Origin of the sequence: Pasteurella bettyae CCUG 2042, from assembly GCF_000262245.1 — a bacterium.
GTDB lineage: Bacteria > Pseudomonadota > Gammaproteobacteria > Enterobacterales > Pasteurellaceae > Basfia > Basfia bettyae.
Map to the genome: position 1 here is coordinate 1 of NZ_AJSX01000006.1, position 24,181 is coordinate 24,181.

22 protein-coding genes and 3 tRNA genes are annotated in these 24,181 nt (G+C 36.3%); 15 read left to right on the plus strand and 10 right to left on the minus strand.

The features are described 5' to 3' along the window. Nucleotides 1–46: 46 nt before the first annotated feature. A tRNA-Val gene (locus HMPREF1052_RS01025) sits at nt 47–122 on the minus strand. Between the two features lie 194 nt (nt 123–316). Here HMPREF1052_RS01025 and gltX point away from each other — a divergent pair. Next, the gene (gene gltX, locus HMPREF1052_RS01030; RefSeq protein ID WP_005758695.1) at nt 317–1,759 is read left to right on the plus strand and encodes a glutamate--tRNA ligase; all 1,443 of its coding nucleotides are present in this window, start codon (nt 317–319) and stop codon (nt 1,757–1,759) included. A gap of 46 nt (nt 1,760–1,805) precedes the next feature. After that, nucleotides 1,806–1,881: transfer RNA gene (locus HMPREF1052_RS01035), tRNA-Ala, on the plus strand. A gap of 106 nt (nt 1,882–1,987) precedes the next feature. Here HMPREF1052_RS01035 and nanQ read toward each other — a convergent pair. Continuing rightward, nucleotides 1,988–2,464 carry an N-acetylneuraminate anomerase gene (gene nanQ / locus HMPREF1052_RS01040; protein ID WP_005758714.1) on the minus strand — a complete coding sequence of 159 codons (477 nt, stop codon included), beginning with the start codon at nt 2,462–2,464 and terminating at the stop codon, nt 1,988–1,990. 254 nt (nt 2,465–2,718) lie between these two features. Between nanQ and pnp the strand changes: the two genes are divergently transcribed. The 3 genes from pnp (at nt 2,719) to HMPREF1052_RS01055 (ending at nt 7,939) form a co-directional block, all read left to right on the plus strand. Next, nucleotides 2,719–4,857, plus strand: coding sequence for a polyribonucleotide nucleotidyltransferase (gene pnp, locus HMPREF1052_RS01045; RefSeq protein ID WP_005758759.1), 2,139 nt, complete (start codon nt 2,719–2,721; stop codon nt 4,855–4,857). A gap of 110 nt (nt 4,858–4,967) precedes the next feature. Continuing rightward, the gene (gene nlpI / locus HMPREF1052_RS01050; RefSeq protein ID WP_005758703.1) at nt 4,968–5,936 is read left to right on the plus strand and encodes a lipoprotein NlpI; all 969 of its coding nucleotides are present in this window, start codon (nt 4,968–4,970) and stop codon (nt 5,934–5,936) included. 104 nt (nt 5,937–6,040) lie between these two features. Then, nucleotides 6,041–7,939 (plus strand): DEAD/DEAH box helicase, encoded by a 1,899-nt coding sequence (locus HMPREF1052_RS01055; RefSeq protein WP_005758772.1) that lies wholly within the window; start codon nt 6,041–6,043, stop codon nt 7,937–7,939. A gap of 163 nt (nt 7,940–8,102) precedes the next feature. Here HMPREF1052_RS01055 and dauA read toward each other — a convergent pair whose 3' ends face one another. Next, nucleotides 8,103–9,857, minus strand: a complete 1,755-nt coding sequence (gene dauA / locus HMPREF1052_RS01060) for a C4-dicarboxylic acid transporter DauA (protein ID WP_005758731.1) — start codon at nt 9,855–9,857, stop codon at nt 8,103–8,105. 183 nt (nt 9,858–10,040) lie between these two features. On the opposite strand from dauA, the gene HMPREF1052_RS01065 reads away from it, so the two are divergent. From HMPREF1052_RS01065 to hemB, 7 genes are all read left to right on the plus strand, one after another. Beyond that, nucleotides 10,041–10,130: transfer RNA gene (locus HMPREF1052_RS01065), tRNA-Ser, on the plus strand. A gap of 164 nt (nt 10,131–10,294) precedes the next feature. After that, nucleotides 10,295–10,996 carry a 7-cyano-7-deazaguanine/7-aminomethyl-7-deazaguanine transporter gene (locus tag HMPREF1052_RS01070; protein ID WP_005758774.1) on the plus strand — a complete coding sequence of 234 codons (702 nt, stop codon included), beginning with the start codon at nt 10,295–10,297 and terminating at the stop codon, nt 10,994–10,996. An 18-nt stretch (nt 10,997–11,014) separates the two neighbouring features. Next, nucleotides 11,015–12,328 carry an MFS transporter gene (locus HMPREF1052_RS01075; protein ID WP_005758762.1) on the plus strand — a complete coding sequence of 438 codons (1,314 nt, stop codon included), beginning with the start codon at nt 11,015–11,017 and terminating at the stop codon, nt 12,326–12,328. Between the two features lie 109 nt (nt 12,329–12,437). Beyond that, nucleotides 12,438–12,665 carry a Sec-independent protein translocase subunit TatA gene (gene tatA, locus HMPREF1052_RS01080; protein ID WP_005758750.1) on the plus strand — a complete coding sequence of 76 codons (228 nt, stop codon included), beginning with the start codon at nt 12,438–12,440 and terminating at the stop codon, nt 12,663–12,665. Between the two features lie 3 nt (nt 12,666–12,668). Next, nucleotides 12,669–13,298 (plus strand): Sec-independent protein translocase protein TatB, encoded by a 630-nt coding sequence (gene tatB, locus HMPREF1052_RS01085; protein WP_005758724.1) that lies wholly within the window; start codon nt 12,669–12,671, stop codon nt 13,296–13,298. Nucleotides 13,299–13,316: 18 nt separating this feature from the next. Beyond that, entirely contained in the window at nt 13,317–14,096 is a 780-nt protein-coding gene (gene tatC / locus HMPREF1052_RS01090) for a twin-arginine translocase subunit TatC (RefSeq protein WP_005758737.1), read from the plus strand. Nucleotides 14,097–14,187: 91 nt separating this feature from the next. Further along, the gene (hemB, locus tag HMPREF1052_RS01095) at nt 14,188–15,210 is read left to right on the plus strand and encodes a porphobilinogen synthase (RefSeq protein ID WP_005758733.1); all 1,023 of its coding nucleotides are present in this window, start codon (nt 14,188–14,190) and stop codon (nt 15,208–15,210) included. 75 nt (nt 15,211–15,285) lie between these two features. Here the strand turns inward: hemB and HMPREF1052_RS01100 are convergent, their stop codons facing one another. The 3 genes from HMPREF1052_RS01100 to epmB form a co-directional block, all read right to left on the minus strand. Continuing rightward, nucleotides 15,286–15,723 carry an MliC family protein gene (locus tag HMPREF1052_RS01100; RefSeq protein WP_005758710.1) on the minus strand — a complete coding sequence of 146 codons (438 nt, stop codon included), beginning with the start codon at nt 15,721–15,723 and terminating at the stop codon, nt 15,286–15,288. Nucleotides 15,724–15,738: 15 nt separating this feature from the next. After that, entirely contained in the window at nt 15,739–17,112 is a 1,374-nt protein-coding gene (gene oapA / locus HMPREF1052_RS01105) for an opacity-associated protein OapA (RefSeq protein ID WP_005758701.1), read from the minus strand. Nucleotides 17,113–17,358: 246 nt separating this feature from the next. Continuing rightward, nucleotides 17,359–18,369 carry an EF-P beta-lysylation protein EpmB gene (gene epmB, locus HMPREF1052_RS01110; protein WP_005758732.1) on the minus strand — a complete coding sequence of 337 codons (1,011 nt, stop codon included), beginning with the start codon at nt 18,367–18,369 and terminating at the stop codon, nt 17,359–17,361. 34 nt (nt 18,370–18,403) lie between these two features. Between epmB and efp the strand changes: the two genes are divergently transcribed. Then, the gene (gene efp, locus HMPREF1052_RS01115) at nt 18,404–18,970 is read left to right on the plus strand and encodes an elongation factor P (RefSeq protein WP_005758743.1); all 567 of its coding nucleotides are present in this window, start codon (nt 18,404–18,406) and stop codon (nt 18,968–18,970) included. A gap of 142 nt (nt 18,971–19,112) precedes the next feature. Here efp and lpxH read toward each other — a convergent pair whose 3' ends face one another. Then, entirely contained in the window at nt 19,113–19,820 is a 708-nt protein-coding gene (gene lpxH / locus HMPREF1052_RS01120) for a UDP-2,3-diacylglucosamine diphosphatase (RefSeq protein ID WP_040596145.1), read from the minus strand. Nucleotides 19,821–19,953: 133 nt separating this feature from the next. Here lpxH and HMPREF1052_RS01125 point away from each other — a divergent pair, with 133 nt between their 5' ends. Together HMPREF1052_RS01125 and HMPREF1052_RS01130 are read left to right on the plus strand one after the other, a co-directional pair. After that, nucleotides 19,954–20,679 carry a 1-acylglycerol-3-phosphate O-acyltransferase gene (locus tag HMPREF1052_RS01125; protein ID WP_005758763.1) on the plus strand — a complete coding sequence of 242 codons (726 nt, stop codon included), beginning with the start codon at nt 19,954–19,956 and terminating at the stop codon, nt 20,677–20,679. A gap of 5 nt (nt 20,680–20,684) precedes the next feature. Further along, on the plus strand, nt 20,685–22,088 hold the full coding sequence (locus HMPREF1052_RS01130; RefSeq protein ID WP_005758708.1) for a multicopper oxidase domain-containing protein: 1,404 nt from the start codon (nt 20,685–20,687) through the stop codon (nt 22,086–22,088). A gap of 91 nt (nt 22,089–22,179) precedes the next feature. Here the strand turns inward: HMPREF1052_RS01130 and HMPREF1052_RS01135 are convergent, their stop codons facing one another. The 3 genes from HMPREF1052_RS01135 to exbD all read right to left on the minus strand — a co-directional run bounded on the left by HMPREF1052_RS01135 (nt 22,180) and on the right by exbD (nt 24,180). Continuing rightward, nucleotides 22,180–22,902: a DUF554 domain-containing protein gene (locus HMPREF1052_RS01135; RefSeq protein WP_005758765.1), complete on the minus strand. Its 723-nt coding sequence runs from the start codon at nt 22,900–22,902 to the stop codon at nt 22,180–22,182. Between the two features lie 91 nt (nt 22,903–22,993). After that, nucleotides 22,994–23,791, minus strand: coding sequence for an energy transducer TonB (locus HMPREF1052_RS01140; protein WP_005758697.1), 798 nt, complete (start codon nt 23,789–23,791; stop codon nt 22,994–22,996). Between the two features lie 2 nt (nt 23,792–23,793). Next, entirely contained in the window at nt 23,794–24,180 is a 387-nt protein-coding gene (exbD, locus tag HMPREF1052_RS01145; RefSeq protein WP_005758719.1) for a TonB system transport protein ExbD, read from the minus strand. Nucleotide 24,181 lies beyond the last annotated feature (1 nt).

Below are 24,181 nucleotides of genomic sequence, written 5' to 3' on the forward strand. Positions count from 1 at the left end.
TCGTTAGTTTAAGCATATAACAGGAAACTTAAATTAAAAATAAAAGTGGTGGGCGATACCGGTCTCGAACCAGTGACCCCCTCCTTGTAAGGGAGGTGCTCTCCCAATTGAGCTAATCGCCCCTGTTGTGGGTTGGCATTATAATTGTTATATGCTTTCAGTCAACTTATTTTTGCAAAAAACTAGTTAATTGTTGTAAATTTAGCCATAAATTTGCATTTTATTTTATCAAGAATAAAACTTTCCTTAAAGATTAAAACACGTTGTAGTACAATACTTACAATTTTTTGACATCCAAATTCAAAGGTTATAATAAATGGACATTAAAGCATTATTTAATTTAGATCCGAATATTAAAGTACGTACTCGCTTCGCACCTAGCCCAACAGGTTATTTACATGTAGGTGGTGCACGCACAGCACTTTATTCTTGGTTATATGCAAAACATCATCATGGTGAATTTGTATTACGTATTGAAGATACGGATTTAGAACGTTCAACACCTGAAGCCACAGCTGCAATTTTAGAAGCAATGGAATGGTTAGATTTGGCTTGGGAACATGGTCCATATTACCAAACTAAACGTTTTGATCGTTATAATGAAGTTATTGATCAAATGATTGAACAAGGTTTGGCATATCGTTGTTATTGCTCAAAAGAAAGATTAGAAGAATTACGCCATACACAAGAAACCAATAAAGAGAAACCTCGTTATGATCGTCATTGTTTAAATGATCATAGCCATCTTAGCGATGAGCCTCATGTTGTTCGTTTTAAAAATCCACAAGAGGGATCAGTTATATTTGATGATGCAGTTCGTGGCCGTATTGAAATTAGTAATAGTGAATTAGATGATCTAATTATTCGTCGTACTGATGGTTCTCCAACTTATAACTTCTGTGTAGTAGTAGATGACTGGGATATGGGGATTACTCATGTTGTTCGAGGTGAAGACCATATTAATAATACTCCTCGTCAAATTAATATTTTAAAAGCATTGGGAGCACCTATTCCAACTTATGCTCATGTTTCTATGATTAATGGTGATGATGGTCAAAAATTATCAAAACGTCATGGTGCGGTTAGTGTAATGCAATACCGTGATGAAGGTTATTTGCCAGAAGCATTATTAAACTATCTAGTTCGTTTAGGCTGGGGACATGGTGACCAAGAGATCTTTACTCGTGAAGAAATGATTAATTTATTTGAATTAGATCATGTAAGTAAATCGGCGAGTGCTTTCAATACAGAAAAATTGTTATGGTTAAACCAACATTATATGCGAGAGTTACCCGCTGAATATGTGGCTAAACACCTCGAATGGCAATATAAAGACTTAGCCATTGATACGTCAAATGGCCCAGCCTTGACGGATATAGTGACCATGCTCGCTGAACGCAGTAAAACTTTGCGTGAAATGGCATTAGCAAGCCGTTATTTCTTTGAAGATTTTGAAGCATTTGATGAAGCTGCTGCGAAAAAACATCTTAAAGCGAGTGCAATTGAGCCATTAGAAGTGGTTAAAGCTAAATTGGCTGCATTATCTAGTTGGGATTTACATAGCACTCATCAAGCTATTGAACAAACTGCGGCTGAATTAGAAGTCGGAATGGGCAAAGTAGGAATGCCTTTGCGTGTTGCTGTTACTGGCGTAGGACAATCTCCGTCAATGGATGTTACCCTAGTAGGAATTGGCCGTGAACGTGTATTAGCGCGTATTAATCAAGCAATTGAGTTTATTAAAACAAAAGTTGCTTAATTTTCATTGACAATTTAAGCGTTGGATTTTATTATTCACCGCATTTGGGGATATAGCTCAGTTGGGAGAGCGCTTGAATGGCATTCAAGAGGTCGTCGGTTCGATCCCGATTATCTCCACCAAATTTACAGCCTTGAATTTTATTCAAGGCTTTTTTTGTGATAAATTTTCATTAAAAAGACCGCACTTTTTACGCCTAAAGTGCGGTCTTATTTTAAAAAATTTTAATTAAACAACCATTTCAACGGGAATTTTTACGACTAATTTTTTTAAACTGATAACTTTACCATCGACATTACAGCATGGACGATGTAATTCCCCCGGGAAGAAAACTGCAAACATTTTAGGTTTTAAAGTAATTGTATGCATGACTAAACTATCAAAATTTGGTGATAATTGGTAGTCATCTTCCTCATTGTATTCATTACATTGACTTAAGTCGATTTGGTTTGTACTGCATTCAATGGTTTCAGATTCACTGATTAATACTTGAACATCGATATATTTGCGGTGCACTTCCGCTTGTTTTTCAGAAGGTGCGGTAGTCGTCGGCTCCATTACATTCATATAGATTTTATCTGTAATATCATGACGACCTTTTTCTAAGCTTACTAAGTCTAAAGTATTTAAGTAATCGCAAATATCTGCAATCACTTTAGGTAAACCTACTTTGAAGGTTTTACTTGTTAAATCACCAATAATCATAGTCACTCCTTGGTTTGTAAATAAAGTATAGCTATCATACATTTTCCTTATAATGGAGTAAAATGTTGGAGTGGAAAATAATATTACAATTCATCTAAAACTCTGTATAATAAACAAGTTTTATTTTCCGTTTTAGCGTGCGGCTATCAAAAGTGATTTTTATAAATTTTTTCAAATTTATTTTAAGATTACTTTTGCTAGTCGCAATTTGGAGAATAGAACATTGTAACTTATTAATATAAAAGGAAAAAATAATGACTCCAATTGTTAAACAATTTAAATATGGTCAACACACGGTGACATTAGAAACTGGTGCTATAGCACGTCAGGCAACTGCTGCAGTAATGGCGAGTATGGATGACACCACAGTATTTGTTACCGTAGTTGCAAAAAAAGAAGTCAAAGAAGGACAAGATTTCTTTCCATTAACAGTTGACTATCAAGAACGTACTTACGCCGCAGGTAAGATTCCTGGTGGTTTCTTTAAACGTGAAGGCCGCCCTTCAGAAGGTGAAACACTAATTGCTCGTTTAATTGACCGTCCAATTCGTCCATTATTCCCAGAAGGTTTCTTAAATGAAATCCAAATCATTGCTACTGTGGTTTCTGTAAATCCACAAATCACTCCTGATTTAGTGGCAATGATTGGTGCTTCAGCTGCGCTTTCCTTATCTGGTGTACCATTTAATGGCCCTATCGGTGCTGCTCGTGTTGGTTTTATCAATGACCAATTTGTATTAAATCCAACTATGACTGAACAAAAACAAAGCCGTTTAGATCTCGTGGTTGCTGGTACAGATAAAGCAGTATTAATGGTTGAATCTGAAGCTGATATTTTAACTGAAGAACAAATGTTAGCAGCAGTAGTATTCGGTCATCAACAACAACAAGTGGTGGTTGAAGCGATCAAAGAATTTGCCGCAGAAGCAGGCAAAGCACGTTGGGATTGGGTTGCTCCAGAACCAGATACAGCCTTGATTAATCAAGTTAAAGCTATTGCTGAAAGTCGCTTAGGTGATGCTTACCGTATTACTGAAAAACAAGTTCGTTATGAACAAATTGATGCACTTAAAGCAGAAGTTATTGCACAAATTACCGCTGAAAATGAAGAAGTGAGTGAAGGTAAAATTATTGATATTTTCACTTCTCTTGAAAGTCAAATTGTGCGCGGACGTATTATTGCTGGTGAACCTCGTATTGATGGACGTACGGTAGATACTGTACGTGCTTTAGATATTTGTACAGGGGTATTGCCTCGCACTCATGGTTCAGCAATTTTTACTCGTGGTGAAACACAATCTCTTGCTGTTGCAACTCTGGGTACTGAACGTGATGCACAAATTCTTGATGAATTAACAGGCGAACGCCAAGATACTTTCTTATTCCATTATAACTTCCCTCCATATTCTGTAGGTGAAACTGGTCGTATTGGTTCGCCTAAACGCCGTGAAATTGGTCATGGTCGTTTAGCAAAACGTGGTGTGGCAGCAGTGATGCCAAGTATTTCTGAATTCCCATATGTTGTTCGTGTTGTTTCTGAGATAACAGAATCTAATGGTTCATCTTCAATGGCTTCTGTTTGTGGCGCATCTCTTGCGTTAATGGATGCTGGTGTGCCAATTAAGTCCGCCGTTGCAGGTATTGCCATGGGCTTAGTAAAAGAAGAAGACAAATTTGTCGTGTTATCAGACATTTTAGGCGACGAAGACCACTTAGGTGATATGGACTTCAAAGTGGCAGGTACTCGTACAGGTGTGACTGCACTTCAAATGGATATCAAAATTGAAGGAATTACGCCAGAGATTATGCAGATTGCATTAAATCAAGCGAAAAGTGCTCGTATGCATATTCTAGGTGTGATGGAACAAGCTATTTCTGCTCCTCGAGCTGAAATTTCTGATTTTGCACCACGCATTCATACTATGAAAATTGATCCTAAGAAAATTAAGGATGTGATTGGTAAAGGTGGTGCGGTTATTCGTGCGTTAACAGAAGAAACTGGCACATCAATTGATATTGATGATGACGGTACTGTGAAGATTGCCGCGGTTGATGGTAGTGCGGTAAAACAAGTAATGGCACGTATTGAAGAAATTACTGCTGAGGTGGAAACTGGAGCAATTTACACAGGTAAAGTAACTCGTCTTGCAGATTTTGGCGCCTTTGTTGCTATTTTAGGCAATAAAGAAGGTCTTGTACATATTTCTCAAATTGCAGAAGAACGAGTTGAGAAAGTGAGTGATTACCTTGCTGTTGGTCAAGAAGTGCAAGTTAAAGTAGTTGAGATCGATCGCCAAGGTCGTATCCGTTTAACCATGAAACTTGCGCCTAAAGCAGAGGTACAAGAGCAAGTTGCTGAACAACTTCAAGAAGATGTTGTTGAGCAAGAATAATTCTTAAAATTTAGACCGCACTTTACTGAATTTCCTTGTTATTAGAGGAGTGATTAGCTGTAAAGTGCGGTATAAATGTAAGAAATTTGTCTAACTAAGGCTTATCGGTAATGATACAACTGAGAAAGTTGTTTAACTTTGTATTATTCTTACCTAGTTTGTTTTTTATTTGCTTGATATCTGGCTGTATTAGTAGCTCGGATCAAGTTTTTGTCTCTAAAAATAAAGTTGTTTTAGGTGAGCAATATCCCAATGCACATTTTGATCAAGAAGTGATGATTGTGCGTATTAGCCAAATGCTGATTGTTGGACAATTGAGTAAAAAAGAACGTGCTGATCTACATTTTGAACGAGGTGTTTTATACGACAGCCTTGGTTTGTGGGGACTGGCTCGTTATGACTTTACTCAAGCCTTAGCATTGCAGCCAAAATCGCCTGCAATCTATAATTATTTAGGACTTTATTTATTATTAGATGGTGAATATGACAGCGCATTGGAAGCTTTTAATGCGGTGTTAGAACTTGATACTAACTATGAATATACATACCTAAATCGTGGGTTGGATTTTTATTATATGGAACGTTATAACTTGGCTCAGAATGACTTACTTAAGTTCTATCAAGCAAATAAAAACGATCCTTATCGAGTGTTATGGTTATATCTTAACGAATTAAAATTTAAACCTACCGAGGCAACGCAAAATTTAGTAGAACGAGCTAAAACACTCTCTACTGAATACTGGGGAACCTATATTGTTCAGTATTATCTGAACCAGATTTCTGTTAAAGATCTTTTAGACAAAGCGAAAGCTTTTGTTGATCCGCAGTCTTCTCAATATGCGGAAGTATTAACAGAAACTTATTTTTATCTAGCAAAACAAAAACTCAATGCAGGCCATATAGAAGAAGCGGAAACGCTATTTAAGTTAGCTATGGCAAATCAGGTGTATAACTTTGTTGAGTATCGTTTTGCATTGTTCGAGCTTGCAAAACTAAAAGATGCAAGTGAGTTAACAGAACAGGCTGTTGTGCAACAAATGAAATTTACTCAAGATAGTTCTAATTCTAAAAAGAATTAACTACAGAGTAATCTGCAATTACTGCATACTTATTTTTTCTCAACAAAATTTTTATACATATAGGAAGCATTGAGCTTTCCTTATTTTATATTCGAGTATTTTTAATGACTGAAACTACAATTACTTTTGGGGATTTAGGCTTGCCTGAATTCATTCTTTCTGCTGTTTCCGATATGGGTTTTGAAACGCCATCACCTATACAACAAGCTTGTATTCCACATCTTTTAGAAGGCCGTGATGTACTTGGTATGGCACAGACAGGGAGTGGTAAAACTGCGGCATTCTCTCTTCCATTATTGGCACAAGTAGATATTGAACAAAGACATCCTCAAATGTTAGTTATGGCACCCACGAGAGAGCTTGCTATTCAAGTGGCAGATGCTTGTGAGCAATTTACAAAAGGTGCAAAAGGCATTCATACAGTAACTTTATATGGCGGACAACGCTATGACATTCAGTTACGTGCATTACGTCAAGGTGCGCAGGTTGTTGTTGGCACACCAGGTCGTATTCTAGACCATATTCGTCGTGGCACTTTAGACCTTTCTGAATTGAAATTTATTGTTCTTGATGAAGCAGATGAAATGTTACGCATGGGCTTTATTGATGATGTTGAAACTGTGATGGCAGAATTACCTGAAAAACATCAAACGGCCCTGTTCTCTGCCACTATGCCAGAGCCAATCCGTCGCATTACAAAACGTTTTATGACGGATCCACAAGAAGTTAAAATTCAATCTACACAACGTACGAATCCAGATATTGCTCAAAGTTGTTGGTATGTACGAGGCTTCCGTAAAAATGATGCATTGTTACGCTTTTTAGAAGTAGAAGATTTTGATGCAGCAATTATTTTTACAAGAACTAAGACTGGCACCTTAGATATTACGGAATTACTAGAAAAACACGGTTTCCGTGCTGCAGCGTTGAATGGTGATATGACACAACAATTACGTGAGCAAACTTTAGATCGTTTGCGTAATGGTAGTCTTGATATTTTAGTAGCAACTGATGTAGCAGCTCGTGGTTTAGATGTTGAACGTATTAGTTTGGTGGTTAATTATGATATTCCATTAGATGCGGAATCTTATGTTCATCGTATTGGACGTACTGGTCGTGCAGGTCGTTCTGGTAGTGCTATTTTATTTGTAGAACCTCGTGAACGTCGTTTATTAGGTAATATTGAACGATTAATGAAGAAGCCAATTGAAGAAGTGGAAGTTCCGAACCATGAGGCATTACAAGCAAGTCGTCGTTCAAAATTTACCGCCAAAGTTACTAAGCAATTAGAACATCGTGATTTAGAACAATATCGCTTGTTGTTAGAAGACTTATTTACAGCGGATCAAGATCAAGAAGATATTGCAGCAGCCATGTTGATGTTACTTCAGGGCAAACAGAAACTTATTCTTCCACCTGATCCACCAATGGAAAAACGCACTCGTCGTGAACGTGATGATCGTCGTAGTGAACGTGGCGATCGACGTGATCGTCGTGATAGTCGTTCAGAAGAGCGCCGTGGTTATGGTAATCCTATTCCAATGGATTTATATCGTATTGAAGTGGGTCGTGCTGATGGTGTGGATGTCCGCCATATTGTCGGTGCTATTGCAAATGAAGGCGACATTAATAGTCGTAATATTGGACATATCAAACTTTATGATGAATATTCAACGGTTGAATTACCGCAAGGCTTGCCGAAAGAATTATTAAACGTATTTGCTAAAGCACGCGTCTTAAATAAACAAATGCGTATGACGTTTGTAAGTGAAGCCAATGGTTCAACAGGGCGTGAGCGTGGCGAACGTCGTAGTAACGGTAATCGTCGTAGTAACGGTAATCGTCGTAGCAATGACCGTAATGACCGTCGAGATAGTGGCAGACGCGAAGAGCGTCGTTTTAATGAGCGTGGTGGTCGTTCATTTAACGAACGCGAACGCTCTCCTCGTAAGGAATTTAAAGAGCGTGGTGAAGCTAAAGAGCGCTGTCAACGCCGTAGCTAATAATCATCAAATATTAAAAAAGGAATCGTAAAGATTCCTTTTTTATTAATATGCTATAAGATGACTAGTCGCTACGACAAAGTGCGGTTGAAATCTGAAAAATTTTCTTTAATAAAATAATAAAAGGAGATATATCCCTTTTTATGATCAATTTAACTTCAATTTATTCTAATGATGATTTATATCCTGCTTCCAATGTACGGATTTTATTATAAGTAATTTGTAGATTCTTACTGAAATGAATACGTTTTATTTCTGGTACAGAATTAGATTTCACAATCATACGTAATGGTTGGAACTGCATGTTACACATATATAACTCTTGGTGGGGTAGCATATGTTGTACAAAACGGCTTAATGCGTGAATTCCACCTGCATCGAGTACGGTTACCGAATCACAACGTAGTACAATATGGCGAATAGTATAGTCTGTATGAACAGTTTTTTCATGTAAATCTGCAAATAAGTTGTCTGCTGCTGCAAAGAATAATGGGCCACTAATTTTATATACTAAAACATCATCTAAATCTTCTGGCGGGACAACTTCAAATGATTTCGTCATTTCTGCAATTGTTCGGATAAATAATAAGCTTGCTAATAACACACCAACAGTAATAGCAATAACCATATCAAATAATACAGTTAAAATTAAACAGGTTAATAATACGGCAATTTCATTACGACCTGAACGACGAATAAGGCTGATAATTTGTGGTACGTTAGCCATATTCCACGCCACCATGAGTAATAGAGCTGCCATTGATGATAATGGTAAATAAGAAAGTATGTCAGCGAAAAGTAATAATGCTAATAATACTAAAATTGCATGTACAACACTTGCGATAGGGGATTGTGCTCCTGCTTTTACATTTGCTGCTGAACGTGCAATAGCTGCTGTAGCGGTGATCCCTCCTAAGAATGGAGAGACAATGTTGCCTAATCCTTGTGCTAATAATTCATTATTTGAATGGTGTTTAGTATCAGTCATGTGATCTAATATTACGGCACATAATAATGATTCTATTGCACCGAGTACAGCCATTGAAAAGGCAGCGGGTAAAAGTGCTTGTATACTATCAAAATTCCAATTGACTACTTCACCTTGTGCATTAGGAATGTTCCAAGGTAAGGTAATTTCAGGCAGAACATTAGGAATGCTGTGACCAATAGAACCATCAGCTAATGTAAATGTAAAGGCTGAACCAATACTTGAAACATGAAAACCACAGCTAATTAAGCCTAAAGAAAGTAATGTACCAATAATGACCGCAGGAAGATGCCCAGGAATGGATAAACGGAGTTTATGCCAATTAATCAGCACTAATAACGTTACTATACCAACAGCTGCATCAGCCCAATTAATCGTTGGCATCGCTATGATTAATGTGTGAAGTTTATCCAAATAGTGTTCAGGCATTTTTGTGATATTTAAACCAAAAAAATCTTTGATTTGTAGTGTACCAATCGTAATGCCAATACCAGAGGTAAACCCTAAAGTTACGGGTAATGGAATATATTCAATAAGACGACCTAAACGTAGGAATGCCATGATAACTAAAATAATACCAGATAATAAGGTTGCTATGAGTAATCCACTTAATCCAAATTGTTGTGTTACTGGGTAGAGAATAACCACAAATGCAGCAGTAGGGCCAGAAATATTGAACCGAGAACCGCCTGCGAGTGCGATAATGATACCTGCCACAATAGCAGTATAAAGTCCATGCTGTGGAGGAACCCCACTTGCAATGGCAAGTGCCATAGAAAGGGGGATAGCTATCACACCAACAGTTAAGCCTGCAATGATATCTTTGATAAGGTGTTGTTTGGTATATTGATGATGAAAGCTATCCTTAAGTGCACTGAAAGGTTTAACAGTAAGAAAGGCATTTTTAGTAATAAACCATTTTTTTAACATATAAATCCAAATATAGGGGTAAAAATAGAAGATTAACTCTGTTGATGAGTAACAATATGTATATTTTATCCTTAAATTGTTCATATATTCATGAGATAACTCAATAAAAAACAAAAAAAACTTGACGAAAGCCAAGTAAATTCTTATAGTTTCTGCCCCAGTTACATTCTGTAACGCCAAAATGGTGAGATGTCCGAGTGGTTGAAGGAGCACGCCTGGAAAGCGTGTATGTGCGAAAGTGCATCGGGGGTTCGAATCCCCCTCTCACCGCCATTCTATTTATTATTAAATTTATTCATATAAATCCATAAACTCTTTCATTTGATTTCTAGTTGCATATTTTTTTATATTAAGTATTATTCTGCGCTCGTATTACATTTTGTGATGTAGTTTTTCAGTTTGGGTTCCCTAACCCCAATTTTCAAAAAGGTATATCAATGAAAGCATATCTTCAGATCTTCAATGATCAACAAAAACAACGGGCGTTAATTTTTATAAGTTTGTTTCATATTTTAGTGATCGCCGCTAGTAATTATTTAGTTCAAGTTCCTTTTGAAATTCATTTACCTCTGACCGCACTTGGTGCTCAAGAGGATTTTAGTTTTCATAGTACTTGGGGGACTATTACTTTTCCATTTGTATTTTTAGCAACAGATTTGACAGTTCGAATCTTTGGGGCAAAAGAGGCTAGATGGATTATTTTTGTTGTAATGGTTCCTGCGCTGGTGATTAGCTATGTGATTTCAACATTATTTTCTGATGGTCAATTCCAAGGTTTTGGAGCATTGCTATCCTTTAATAGTTTTGTGTTTCGCATTGCAATTGCAAGTTTTTTGGCTTATGCCTTTGGCCAATTATTAGATGTATTGGTATTTAATCGCTTAAGACAATTAAAACATTGGTGGATTGCACCAAGTAGTTCAATGGTATTTGGTTCAATGGCAGATACCTTTTTGTTCTTTGCGGTCGCATTTTACCAATCAACTGATCCCTTTATGGCTGAGCATTGGCTAGAACTTGGGATTGTAGATTATTTATTTAAGTTATTTGTCGGTATTGTATTGTTTGTACCTGCGTATGGAATTGTTTTGAATTTTATTCTTCGCAATTTATTAGTAGTCCAATCATGCAATAACTAATATTAAGAAGGACCCCCTATGAACCTAAGAGAAACAATTGATAGTAGTATCATGTCAGCATACCAATGGATGATAATTATTATTGCTAGTGTCATGAATTTATTAGATGGTTTTGATGTGTTAGCGTTGGCTTTTACTGCTACTGCTATTCGAAATGACTTAGCTTTAACTGGCACTGAACTTGGCTCTTTATTGAGTGCTGGGCTTTTAGGAATGGCAGCAGGTTCATTATTTTTGGCTCCTGTGGCTGATAAAATTGGCCGCCGACCATTATTACTTATTTCTGTTAGCCTCTCAGCATTAGGAATGTTGGGTTCAGCCTACAGTGCAAGTTTCAATAGTTTAGCCATTTGGCGTGTAATTACTGGACTTGGTGTTGGTGGAATATTAGTGGGCACTAATGTCCTTACTAGTGAATATTCATCTCGTAAATGGCGTAGCCTAGCAATTAGCATTTATGCTTCTGGATTTGGCGTAGGTGCTGTATTAGGCGGAATGTTTGCGGTCATGCTACAACAGGAATATAGTTGGCACGCGGTTTTTATTGCCGGCTTTGTATTAACGACAATTTGCTTATTTGTTTTGGTATTTTGGTTGCCAGAATCTATTGATTTTTTAATCACTAAACAACCTCGTAATGCCCAATGTAAATTGAATAAAATTACAAGGAAAATGGGGCTGAAAGGTGAATGGTTACTGCCTGAAAAAGTAACTTCGACAGTGAGTAAATTACCAATTAACCAATTATTTAACCAAAATTATCGAAAATCTACCGCACTTATTTGGATTGCTTTTTTTTCCATAATGTTTGGCTATTACTTTGTCAGTTCTTGGACACCGGCTTTATTAAAAGACGCGGGAATGACTACAGAACAAAGTGTTAGTGTAGGCATGATGATTTCTCTAGGAGGAACTTGTGGTTCATTGCTTTATGGTTTACTTGCGAGTCGTTGGTCAGCTAAAAGCATTTTATTAGCTTTCACCATATTATCAGCGATAACTGTTGTAGTATTTATCCTTTCAGCTTCTATGCTTTGGTTGGCAATGATCTTTGCTATTTTAGTTGGTGGGTTTATGAATGGTTGTATTAGTGGGCTTTATACATTAAATCCAAGTATTTATGCTTCTGATATTCGTAGTACTGGTGTTGGTTGGTCTATTGGTATTGGTCGTATTGGTGCAATTTTGGCACCTATTGTAGCTGGCTTGTTATTAGATGATGGTTGGAATAAACAAAGTTTATATATCGGCGTCGGCTTTGTATTGTTTATTTCAACATTAGCATTATCATTTCTAAAAATACGAACAACTTTGGGCTCGATCAAAGAGTGATGAAATAAATACAAAAAATAGAAAATAATCCCTGTTGGCTATTGTTCATCTTGACTAAACGAGGTATATTCACCGACAATTTATTCATTATTATTAAAAAGGAAAATCTATGGGCGGAATTAGTATTTGGCAATTACTTATCATTGTGGCAATTATTGTTTTATTATTTGGTACTAAAAAATTAAGAACTTTAGGTACGGATTTAGGTGAATCAGTAAAAGGTTTCAAAAAAGCAATGAATGAAGATGCTCCTAAAGATGCTGAATTTAAATCTTTAAATAAAGATGATTCAGCGGCAGCAACTTCTGAAAAAGTAAAAGATAAAGAACAGGCTTAATCTGTGTTTGATATTGGTTTTTCTGAGTTATTTTTAGTTTTTGTTGTGGGCTTAGTGGTGTTAGGTCCACAACGTTTGCCTGTGGCAATAAAAACGATCATGGGATGGGTTCGTACAATTCGTGGTTTAGCAGCCAATGTACAAAATGAGTTATCTCAAGAACTAAAACTTCAAGAATTACAAGAAAGCATTAAAAAAGCTGAAAATCTCAATTTGAAAACGCTTTCTCCTGATCTGGCAAAAACAGTCGATGAATTAAAAGCTTCAGCAGAAAAAATGAAGGCTGACTTGGATAAAGCTGCCGCTGAAACTAATACGACAATGCAGGAACAGATTCAAAAAATGCGTGAAGAAAATGCGCTTGCAGAAAATGTTTCAGACCAAGTTGCTCAAGTATCTGAGCAGGTAGAACAGATTGCGCAATCTACAGAAAATTCACTGAATGTAGAAATTTCTGAAAATCTTACCGCACTTTCAGCTAAAGCAACGGAACAACTCGAAGAAGAAGCAGCTGAGTTAGACACTCAAGCAGAGTTAGAACGTCAACAGGCTGAGATTGAACATCAAGCAGCAGAAATGCTTGCAAAATATGCACCCCCAGATGATGACATGGTCATTGAGCGTAAAAGCTAAATTAATCTAGAGAATCCTATGAGTAGCGTTGAAGAGTCTCAACCCCTAATTACCCATTTAGTTGAATTACGTGATCGTTTACTGCGTTCACTTATTTTTGTATTACTGGTGTTTTGTGGATTGGTTTATTTTTCTAATAATATTTATCATCTAATCGCAACACCATTGTTAGATCAAATGCCACAAGGTTCAACAATGATTGCAACGAATGTGGCAGCCCCATTTTTTACACCGATAAAACTTACTGGTATTGCGGCAGTGTTTCTTTCTGTGCCGTTTATTTTGTATCAAATTTGGGCATTTGTTGCTCCAGCTTTATATCAACATGAGAAAAAATTGGTTTATCCATTGTTATTCTCAAGTACTATTCTGTTTTATGCAGGTGTGGCATTTGCATACTATGTTGTATTCCCATTAGTATTTAGTTTTTTAACTAAAACCGCACCTGATGGCGTAGCTATTGCGACGGATATTAGTAGTTATTTAGATTTTGTTTTAACCTTATTTTTAGCTTTTGGCGTGTGTTTCGAAGTTCCTGTAGCTATTATTTTGCTATGTTGGACAGGGGTGACAACACCAGAAGATTTAAAAAACAAACGCCCTTATATTATTGTGGGTGCGTTTATTGTTGGTATGTTACTTACACCTCCAGATGTTTTTTCTCAAACCTTATTAGCCGTTCCAATGTGCTTATTATTTGAGATTGGCGTCATGTTTGCTCGATTCTATAAACCTAGAATTGAAGATGAAGAAGATAGTGTGAGTAGTCAATCAACAGATGTTGTAGAACATAAATAGTAAAAAATGATTTACGTGTAGGCGCGAGCAATAGTTCGTGCCTTTTTATTTTCTTTAATTTCAAAAAAGAACAAAGAAAAGGATATATCTTATGACCCAACAAATTTTTACTGGCTTCCCATCTCGCCGTTTACGTCGTTTACGTAAACATGATTTTAGTCGTCGTTTAGTGGCTGAAAATACGTTAACTGCAAATGATTTAATTTATCCCGTTTTCGTGATTGAGGGCGAAAATTATCGTGAAGCTGTTCCATCAATGCCTAATGTTGAACGTTTAACAATCGATCAATTGCTTATTGAAGCAGGGTTATTAGTGAAATATGGTGTGCCAGTAATTGCTTTATTCCCAGTGGTAGGGGCTGAACATAAGTCATTGATGGCTGAGGAAGCATATAATCCAAATGGTTTAGTACAACGAGCTGTAAAAGCATTAAAATCTGCTTATCCTGAATTAGGAGTATTAACAGATGTAGCATTAGATCCTTATACATTACATGGTCAAGATGGTATTATTGATGATGATGGTTATGTGCTAAATGATGTGACTACAGAAGTATTAGTTAAACAAGCTTTATCTCATGCTCAAGCAGGTGCAGATATTGTCGCTCCAAGTGATATGATGGATGGGCGTATTGGTAAGATTCGAGAGGTATTAGAAGCTAATAATTGCATTAATACCCAAATCATGGCGTATTCTGCAAAATATGCATCAAATTACTATGGTCCGTTCCGTGATGCTGTGGGTTCTGCAGGTAATTTAAAAGGTGGCGATAAGAAAACTTATCAAGTAGATCCAGCTAATAGTAATGAAGGTCTGCAAGAGGTAGCTTTGGATTTACAAGAGGGTGCTGATATGGTGATGGTAAAACCAGGGATGCCTTATTTAGATATGGTTCATCGTGTTAAAGACTATTTTGGCGTTCCAACTTTTGCCTATCAAGTTTCGGGTGAATATGCAATGCATATGGCCGCGATTCAAAATGGTTGGTTGAAAGAGAAAGAATGTATTATGGAAAGCTTGTTATGTTTTAAACGTGCGGGTGCAGATGGCATCTTGACTTATTTTGCTAAACAAGTTGCAGAATGGTTATATGAAGAAAGTAAAAATAAATAATTTCTCTTAATATAAAAAATGCAGAGATGGGTATAAGCTTATCTCTGCATTTTTTTATTAGCTGATTAAGAACAGTTATTTTTGTTTGGTTGCTGTATGAGCTGAAAATGAACTATTTGCGATAATACATTGTTCTGCTAATACTTGACCTACACTTGTTGTGAGAATATTGAAATCATCACGTTCAAACCAATGCCAGTGAATATTCGTATAGCTATTACCGCTTTCTGATACGGTTGAGGTGAGTTTTTCCGTAATATTGTTAAAGGTTACATTAATGGAGGAAAATCGGTTTTGTTTTCCCATTTTAGCCTTTTTATTTTGAATATTGCGGATAATTCTTACTTCTTTGTCATCTTTACAACGATAAAGTATGGCGCTTCCTTTTTGAAATGATTTATCTGAAACCTCGTTAGTTTTTGCTATAGGTTTCGGATTTTCTGGCATTGTATTCATTATTTGAGTACAAGCAACTGTCATAAAAGGAATAAGAAGTAAGAATGCTTTTTTCAAAATATTTGCTCCATATTATTTTTTATATTGGTATGTGCCATCAGCTTGACGTGTGAATGTTGCACCATTTGATAAACGCATAGTGCTAACACGTCCTTGAGGGTTCAATGAAACCTGAACTTTATCACCAGGTTTAAAGCCACTTAATGCACCATTTGCACCATTTGCTTTTGTCATGGCATTGACATCAGATATATTTAAATTGTTATCACGAAAGACTTGCATTAATGATGTACCTTGTGGAATCGTTAATGTCTTTTGGCTAGTGCTTTGCGTGATTTTGGTGCTAGCACTGCTTGTCGTCGCTGGTTTAGCTTCTGTCACCATTGGTTTATTAGTTGCTGAATTTTGCGGTTTTTCAGCAGGTTTAGCTTTGACTTGTTCCACTACCTTAGTTTTTTCTGTTGGTTTCACTTTAGTGACTTCAACGGTTTTAGCTTTTTCAACAGATTTTGTTTTAACTTGTTCTTGTGGTTTTACTTTTTCAATTGCTTTAGGTGCTTCAGTGGTAACTGGTTTTACCGGTTCTGCTGTTATTTGTGAAGCAATTGGAGTGGATTGTGTAGTTGGCATTTGTGGTGCATTTGTTGTTTCTGGAGCTGGTGTTGCCGCTTGGCTAGCATCTACAGGTGCAGCGCCATCTTGAGTAGCAACAACATTATTTGCATCAGCGTTTTCAACAGGTTGATTTTGATCTAATGGTTGGAATTCAATCGGTAAATTGTTATTTCCACCAGTTTGAAAATCTTGCACGGTATCAGAGCTTGGTTTTAACCACAGTAAGGCTAATAGAGCAAGCAACGCAACAACAATTGCAATTACTAAACGGCGGTGTTTACGAGGTAATTTTTGCATTACTTTCCAATCCTCAGGATTTTTAATTTTTGCTTTTTCAGTATTATCTGATAAATGCTGAGGTTGATTTGTAGGAGAGGCTTCGGACAATGTAGATTGTGCTTTTGGAATTTCAGTGTTTGGCTCAGTACGGATTGGCTCAACATTGGATTTTAATGTTTCTGTCGAAGCTATAAATTCTGATTTAATCTCGTGTGCAGTAGTATTAGACTCATTTCCTATAGATGTTGAACTGTTTTCTACTTTGACTACCGTTTCTTCTATTGCTTTTTCTACTTTAATATTTGATGTAGCGGGATTCATTGAACTTGGTTCGCCAAAAGTAGGTTCTTTACGAACAGCAAATTGATTTGGTGATAGGTTTTCTTTTTTAGCAAAAATACCTTTGAAGCCACCTTTTGCTTTATCAAAAATTGATGTTTCTGAGGTGTACACTTTTTTAGGTGTTACAGGCTCAATTTGGTTAATGCCTAAATCCAATTCTTTTTGTGATGGATTTTCTGAAGATGGATTATTTTCTGGCGTTCTGTCCACAATATACCTCAATGCTAAACTTTATTTTACTCAGGGATGCACTTAAAAGTGCGGTCACAAAATGAAAAATTTTGTGGTTGAAATTGTTCTAATGAAAACTCACTAGATAATATCATCTTGATTATTGTTCTACTCAATGAGTTGATATCAATAAAACTGATTTATTTTATCGGATCTTTCAAGTTTTGCCTAGAATATTCTCATGCTAAGCACTGCTATGTTAAATCTAAAATTTATTTATTTCAATTAGCCTACATAAAGGGTTTTATTGGGTTCATGAGCAATTTCTCTAGCGAGTTTTGGTACCAAATAACCAGAGGTTAGCGTTTGTAATTCTTTATAAATTTTTACCGCACTTTCATCGGGAATATAAAAATGGCTTGCGCCTTGAACTTTGTCAAATAAATGTAAGTAATAGGGAAGAATACCGACTTTAAATAATTTATCACTTAAGGTTTTTAAGGTTTGTGCATTATCATTCACATTTTTTAATAATACCGATTGATTGAGTAAGGTGACATTGGCCGCCTTAAGTTGAGCTAAAGCCAGTGCTAATTGTTCATCAATTTCATTTGCATGATTAATATGTGTGACGATGACTATCTGTAAACGAGAGCGATTAAGCAGATTGCAGAGTTCTACGGTAATACGCTGCGGGATAACTACAGGTAAACGGGTATGAATACGTAAACGTTGTATATGGGGTATGTCTTCAAGATGTTGAATCAACCACGCCAGTTCGTGATCTTTCGCCATAAGTGGATCGCCACCTGAAAAAATCACTTCTTCAATTTGTGAATTTTGTTCAATATATTCCAATGCTTTTGTCCAACTAGCCTTATTGCCAGGATTTTCCGCATAAGGGAAATGGCGACGAAAACAATATCGACAATTAATTGCACAACCACCTTTGACCATTAATAACAAGCGATTATGGTATTTATGTAAAACATTCGGTGCTGCGAGTTGTTGTTCTTCGAGTGGATCGGTAGAAAAACCTTCAACTATAGAAAATTCTTCTTTTGATGACATCACCTGTAAGAAGAGTGGGTCATGCATATTTCCTTTCTCCATTTTTTGCACAAATGGCATAGGTACACGCATAGCAAATAATTTACGTGCAGCAATATCTTTTTCAAATTTTTCAATAGGTAAGTTAAGTTTCTCTAATAAAACTTTAGGATCCGAAATAGAATTTGCAAGAATTTCTAGCCAATTCTCTTCTCTAATTGGGGGATTTTGGGTTAAAATACGCACTTTAAAAAACAACTCTATCAAATTGAGGATAATAATGGCTACATATACTACCAGTGATTTCAAACCAGGTCTAAAATTTATGCAAGATGGTGAACCTTGCGTTATCGTTGAAAATGAATTTGTAAAACCAGGGAAAGGCCAGGCTTTTACGCGTACTCGTATTCGTAAATTAATTTCAGGTAAAGTATTAGATATTAACTTTAAATCAGGAACCTCTGTTGAAGGTGCCGATGTAATGGATTTAAACTTAAATTATTCATATAAAGATGAAGATTTCTGGTATTTTATGCATCCAGAAACATTTGAACAATATTCAGCAGATGCTAAAGCCGTGGGCGATGCTGATAAATGGTTATTAGACCAAGCTGAGTGTATTATTACATTATGGAATGGTAATCCAATTACAGTGACTCCACCAAACTTCGTAGAATTAGAAGTTGTTGATACTGATCCAGGTCTTAAAGGTGATACCGCAGGTACCGGTGGTAAACCAGCAACATTAAGTACAGGTGCTGTAGTTAAGGTTCCTCTATTCGTTCAAATTGGTGAAGTGATTCGAGTGGATACTCGTTCAAGTGAATATGTTTCACGTGTTAAGTAACTTGCATATTTGATGTTACTTTAGGATTACAGTTTTTTTGCACTAGTTGTACGCTATATCTAAATATTTCCTGTGCCTTAGTGCAGAACAAATCTGGATTTTTAACACAATGATCAAGCCCATTATGCAATGGGCTTTTTTATTAGATAAATTGATATCCCTGTTCACTAAATTCTAATACGGAAGGTGCGTTAGGTCTCCAGTCACCTAATACAATGCGAGTAAAGTGCGGTGGAATTTTATGAATATTTTGACGGTGAGTATGGCCGTGGAGCATTAGAGTAACATTAAAATCTTTAAAGGTTTGTAGTACAAACTCACCATTTACATCCATAATATCTTCAGATTTCAGTTTCTTATCTGCATTACTCTGCATGCGAATTTTTTTACCAATGGCAATACGAATTTTTAATGGTAAATGTAAGAATAACCATTGACGCCATTTTTGATGGACTTTTTTGCGGAATAATTGATATTTTTCATCATCAGTGCATAAGGTATCACCATGGCAAATTAAGGTTGGCGTGCCATATAAATCAATTACCTGATATTCAGGTAAGAGTTGTAATCCACAAGGCTCCGCAAATTTTTTACCAACTAAGAAATCTCGATTGCCATGAATGAAATAGCAAGGAATTCCTTGTGTAGTAATAAATTTTATTTGCTCTTGTACCGTTTTAATTACTGAAGACTTCTCATCATCTCCGATCCAAAAATCAAATAGATCGCCAAGAATATAAATAGATTCTGCTTGTGGCGCTTGATTTTGCATAAAGTCAATAAAAAGTGCGGTGAGTTCTGGATGATTTTCACTAAGGTGAAGATCGGCAATAAAATAAGTTTTTTTCATTAATTTCATTCAGTTAACTTGTTATCAAAATAGAAGCTAAAATAGGTAAGAACCCGATTTTTTATTGCGATGTTCTACACTTATTTTCCTAATTTCGTTATACTTTACCAAATTTATCAAAGGTATCAAATTTATGTTGAAATTACTTCGAATTATTGTAGTGACGGTCTGCTGTATCTTAATTTGTGTATTAGGCACAATTTATTCATTTATTCGTTTTAAAAAACCAAGTAATGTAGGAGTAATGGCGCGTTGTTTTGGGCGTTTATGTCCATTATTTGGATTAAATGTGGAACATCGTTTTCCTGAGGGTGTAGCTACCTATCCTCGAGCTGTCTATATTGGAAATCATCAGAATAACTACGATATGGTGACCATTTCTTATATGGTGAGAGATCGCACGGTGACCGTGGGTAAAAAAAGCCTTATTTGGATTCCTTTCTTTGGACTTTTATATTGGGTGACAGGCAATATTTTTATTGATCGTGAAAATAAAAGTCGTGCTCATAATACTATGGCTGAAGTTGCTGCCCGTATTAATAGTGATAATTTATCAATTTGGATGTTTCCAGAAGGAACGCGTAGCCGAGGTAGAGGATTGTTGCCTTTCAAAACGGGGGCTTTTCATGCCGCTTTAACTGCTGGCGTACCTATTATTCCTGTGGTTTGTTCCACAACACATAATAAAATTGATTTAAATCGTTGGGATAATGGTAAAGTAATCTGTGAAATTATGCAGCCGATTGATGTATCCAATTATACAAAAGATAATGTACGTGAACTTGCGCAATATTGTCATGATTTAATGGAAAAGCGCATTGCAGAACTTGATGCTGAAATTGCTCAGTCAGGAAAATAGTTTTTATGGAAAATTATTCTCGTCGTCAATTTTTTAAAAGAACCTTAATTGCGACAGCTCTTACTGCTATTCCCATGCCTTTATTAGCGGCTAGCCGTCAACCGTTAATAATCCCACCCGTGCTAGAAAGTAGTCGAGGACGTCCTGTGATTCTCAGCACAGAAACTACACAGTTTGAATTCAATTCAGGAAAATTAGTGGAGGTTTGGGGATTCAATGGTCGTTATTTAGGGCCGACAGTTCGAGTAAAACAAGGTGATTTTGTTAAGTTAACCTGGCGAAATAATTTATCTCAACTGGTGGCGTTCAATATTCAGGGCCTACAGGCTTCGGGTGAATTAATTGGGGGAATTGGTCATGGCTTAAAGCCCGGTCAAGCTTGGTCTCCTATTCTTCCAATTAGCCAACCAGCGGCCACTTGCTATTATCATGCTTGTACCTTAGCCAGTTCCGCATATCAAACCTATCGAGGGCTAGTAGGGCTTTGGATTGTCGAAGATGAGGAAAGTCGTAAAGCAAAATTGCCCAATAAATATGGTGTAAATGATATTCCTTTAATTTTACAAGATCATAAAATTAACAGTACTGGCACACAATTATTTCAACAAAATGAACCGCACTTTTATGGTGAACGCCTATTAGTAAATGGTCAAGAATCTCCTTATTTATCGGTTAGTCGAGGATGGATTCGTTTACGTATTGTTAATGCTTCTCTTTCTCGAGCTTATGATCTACGAATGGAAGATGACCGTGATTTATTCGTCATCGCTAAAGATCAAGGTTTTTTACCGCAAAGTAAAGCTGTGAAGAATATTTTTGTTGCTCCTGGTGAGCGTGTTGAATTATTAGTTGATCTCAATGAAGGCGGAAATGTTTCTTTAATTGCAGGTGCGAAACGAGGAATTGTAGATAAAGCGAAGCTATTATTTGATTCAGATAATGAGCTATCCGAAAACACAGTTCTTGAATTTAGACCTGAAGGGCTATTATCTGTATTTAATGGTAATCCTAATTTACAATTTACTAGTCATGCAATGTTGCCGAAACAGATTACTCAAGAGCGTTCATTCCATATTGATGCGAGTAACGGTATGATTAATCAAAAACGCTTTGACCCTCGTCGTATCGATATTAATGTGAAACAAGGCTCAATTGAACGTTGGCATTTAACCAGTTCAATTCCAACTGGGTTTTATATACAAGGCGCTAAATTCCTGATCGAAAGTATTGATGGACAAGTCACTGAAGAAAGTGAATTAGTTTGGAAAGATACAGTTTGGATTAAGGGAAATGTTCAACTAATAGTCAAATTTGATAATCTATCTTCTAATATGCAACCTTTTCTATTTGGTGCATCTGATTTAATGCAGGCGGATAAGGGAGCGATAGGATTAATTGTCGTGCAATAAATTCTTAAACAGCCAGGCATAATGCCATACCTCTTTGTAAGAAAGTGCGGTAAAAAATAATAAAATTTAGACCGCACTTTTATTAATTCCATTAGACCATAAATTTAATCCATAATGCAGAAATAGGCATGACGATAAACAGCGCTGGGAGCATATTGGCAATTTGGAAATTTTTTAATCCACAAATGCGAAAACCCGTTGCGACCATGATCATCCCTCCTGCTGCTGCAAAATCAGCTCGCATTTCAGGCGTGATTAAGGGAATAATAAAGATTGCACAATAGGCTAATATAACTTGTAAAATAGTTTGCGGTATTGCAGCTGTTGCTACAGCCATACCTAATGAAGTGGCAAAGATCATTGCGGTTAGAAAGTCTAAAAAAGCTTTTATAATTAAAATATTATTATCTCCAGTTAACCCCTCATTCATCGCCCCAAAAATTCCTGTGCCACTAAATGAAAATAAAATAATAATGCCTACAAATTTTTGTAGAAACTCTTCATACGATAAACCTTTCTTTTCATTATTTGGGAAAATTTTTTCAATAATAACTTTAGCTGAAGAGGCAATTCTATTAATACCACTTTCTAATAAAATTATTTCACCAATAATAGTCCCTAATAATAATGCGAGAATCATAGCAGGCATATTCGCTACTTTAGCGATCATCACGATCCCCATGCTCATGGAGCATAAACCAAATAATAGGGTAAGATTATTACGTAAACGCTCAGGAACACGTCCACCAAGGGCAGCACCAATAAGCGCACCAGTAATAATAGCCACAGCATTAATATAAGGCCCGATAATCATGATAAATCCTTAGAAAAATATGTATGAAATAAAAAAATGCGGTTAGAATTAACCGCACTTATTTTACGCTGAATTGTCGACAGTAGCAAAACTACTGGATTGTAAAAGAAATTGGCACACTAATTGCACTCGCCATACCATTTGGTTTTGGTCCTACTGAGTTTGCACTTTGTACCGCACTTAATGCAGAATTATCAAGATCGTCACTTCCTGATGACTGGACAATTCGTTCCCCAGTTAATGAACCATCTGCTCCAATATTGAATGCAACGATAACGGTACCTTGTTTACGCATCATTTTAGCTCGTTGAGAATATCTTTTATGGCGTTCAATTTCACGTCTAATCGCACTCTTATAAGCATCAATTTCTGAAGAGCTTGCCCCTTTTCCAGCTAAGCTTGTATCTGAGGTATTAACATTTCTATTAACACCAGTTATTTGTGAATTTGCATTCGCATTTGAAATAACTGCCTGATTCGCTTTTACTCCCACTTGTTGTGGTGAGACAGTGGCTTTTACAACTGTTTCACTTTCTTTTGGCTTCTCTTTTGGCTTCTCTTTTGGTTTTTCCTTAGGTTTTTCTTTAGGCTTTTCCTTCGGTTTTTCTTTTGGCTTTTCTTTTGGTTTCTCTTGAACTTTCTTCAATGTAGGATCTTCAACCGTTTCTTTTTCTATAACCTCTTCTTTCATTTGAGGTTCTGGTTCTGCTGGCGCGGATTCTTCAATCACTGTTGCTATCATCATTTCCATTGAAATATTCGTATCAATTACCTGTGCAGCGATTCCATTTGCACTATCATCACTTTTAAAACATGCAAATAATAAAGCTGCAAGCCCACCATGAAAAGCAAGAGACCCGAGAAAGCCCACCATGGAACGTTTCTGCATATCTATTTGCCTTTTTCTTTCATTGTAACTATGGCAACATTTTTAATTTCATTCTTTGCCATAAGATCAGTAATGGACACAAAATCTTGGAATGAAGCTTTCGAATCTACTTTTAAGGTAACCTTTTGTTCTTTATTCCAGGTATTGATTTCTTGTTCTAAACTCGCCAGTTGAATAGGTTTATCATTAAAAAAGATTTCGCCTGTTTCAGTGACTGTTAATAATTTTGCGAGATCATCTGCTTTAAAGGCTACTGTAGAAGAAGCTTTAGGTACATTTACTTGGATTTTACCTTGTGAAATAAATGAAGCAGTGATCAAAACAATTGCCAGTAGCACCAACATAATGTCGATGAATGGAATAATGTTAATTTCATCAAACTTTTTCACG

Excerpts from the sequence above, each read along its gene's own strand:
- gltX (WP_005758695.1), top strand. The coding sequence starts at position 317 with ATGGACATTAAAGCATTATTTAATTTAGATCCGAATATTAAAGTACGT.
- nanQ (WP_005758714.1), bottom strand. The coding sequence starts at position 2,464 with ATGATTATTGGTGATTTAACAAGTAAAACCTTCAAAGTAGGTTTACCT.
- pnp (WP_005758759.1), top strand. The coding sequence starts at position 2,719 with ATGACTCCAATTGTTAAACAATTTAAATATGGTCAACACACGGTGACA.
- nlpI (WP_005758703.1), top strand. The coding sequence starts at position 4,968 with ATGATACAACTGAGAAAGTTGTTTAACTTTGTATTATTCTTACCTAGT.
- HMPREF1052_RS01055 (WP_005758772.1), top strand. The coding sequence starts at position 6,041 with ATGACTGAAACTACAATTACTTTTGGGGATTTAGGCTTGCCTGAATTC.
- dauA (WP_005758731.1), bottom strand. The coding sequence starts at position 9,857 with ATGTTAAAAAAATGGTTTATTACTAAAAATGCCTTTCTTACTGTTAAA.
- HMPREF1052_RS01070 (WP_005758774.1), top strand. The coding sequence starts at position 10,295 with ATGAAAGCATATCTTCAGATCTTCAATGATCAACAAAAACAACGGGCG.
- HMPREF1052_RS01075 (WP_005758762.1), top strand. The coding sequence starts at position 11,015 with ATGAACCTAAGAGAAACAATTGATAGTAGTATCATGTCAGCATACCAA.
- tatA (WP_005758750.1), top strand. The coding sequence starts at position 12,438 with ATGGGCGGAATTAGTATTTGGCAATTACTTATCATTGTGGCAATTATT.
- tatC (WP_005758737.1), top strand. The coding sequence starts at position 13,317 with ATGAGTAGCGTTGAAGAGTCTCAACCCCTAATTACCCATTTAGTTGAA.
- hemB (WP_005758733.1), top strand. The coding sequence starts at position 14,188 with ATGACCCAACAAATTTTTACTGGCTTCCCATCTCGCCGTTTACGTCGT.
- efp (WP_005758743.1), top strand. The coding sequence starts at position 18,404 with ATGGCTACATATACTACCAGTGATTTCAAACCAGGTCTAAAATTTATG.
- lpxH (WP_040596145.1), bottom strand. The coding sequence starts at position 19,820 with ATGAAAAAAACTTATTTTATTGCCGATCTTCACCTTAGTGAAAATCAT.
- HMPREF1052_RS01125 (WP_005758763.1), top strand. The coding sequence starts at position 19,954 with ATGTTGAAATTACTTCGAATTATTGTAGTGACGGTCTGCTGTATCTTA.
- HMPREF1052_RS01130 (WP_005758708.1), top strand. The coding sequence starts at position 20,685 with ATGGAAAATTATTCTCGTCGTCAATTTTTTAAAAGAACCTTAATTGCG.
- HMPREF1052_RS01135 (WP_005758765.1), bottom strand. The coding sequence starts at position 22,902 with ATGATTATCGGGCCTTATATTAATGCTGTGGCTATTATTACTGGTGCG.
- HMPREF1052_RS01140 (WP_005758697.1), bottom strand. The coding sequence starts at position 23,791 with ATGCAGAAACGTTCCATGGTGGGCTTTCTCGGGTCTCTTGCTTTTCAT.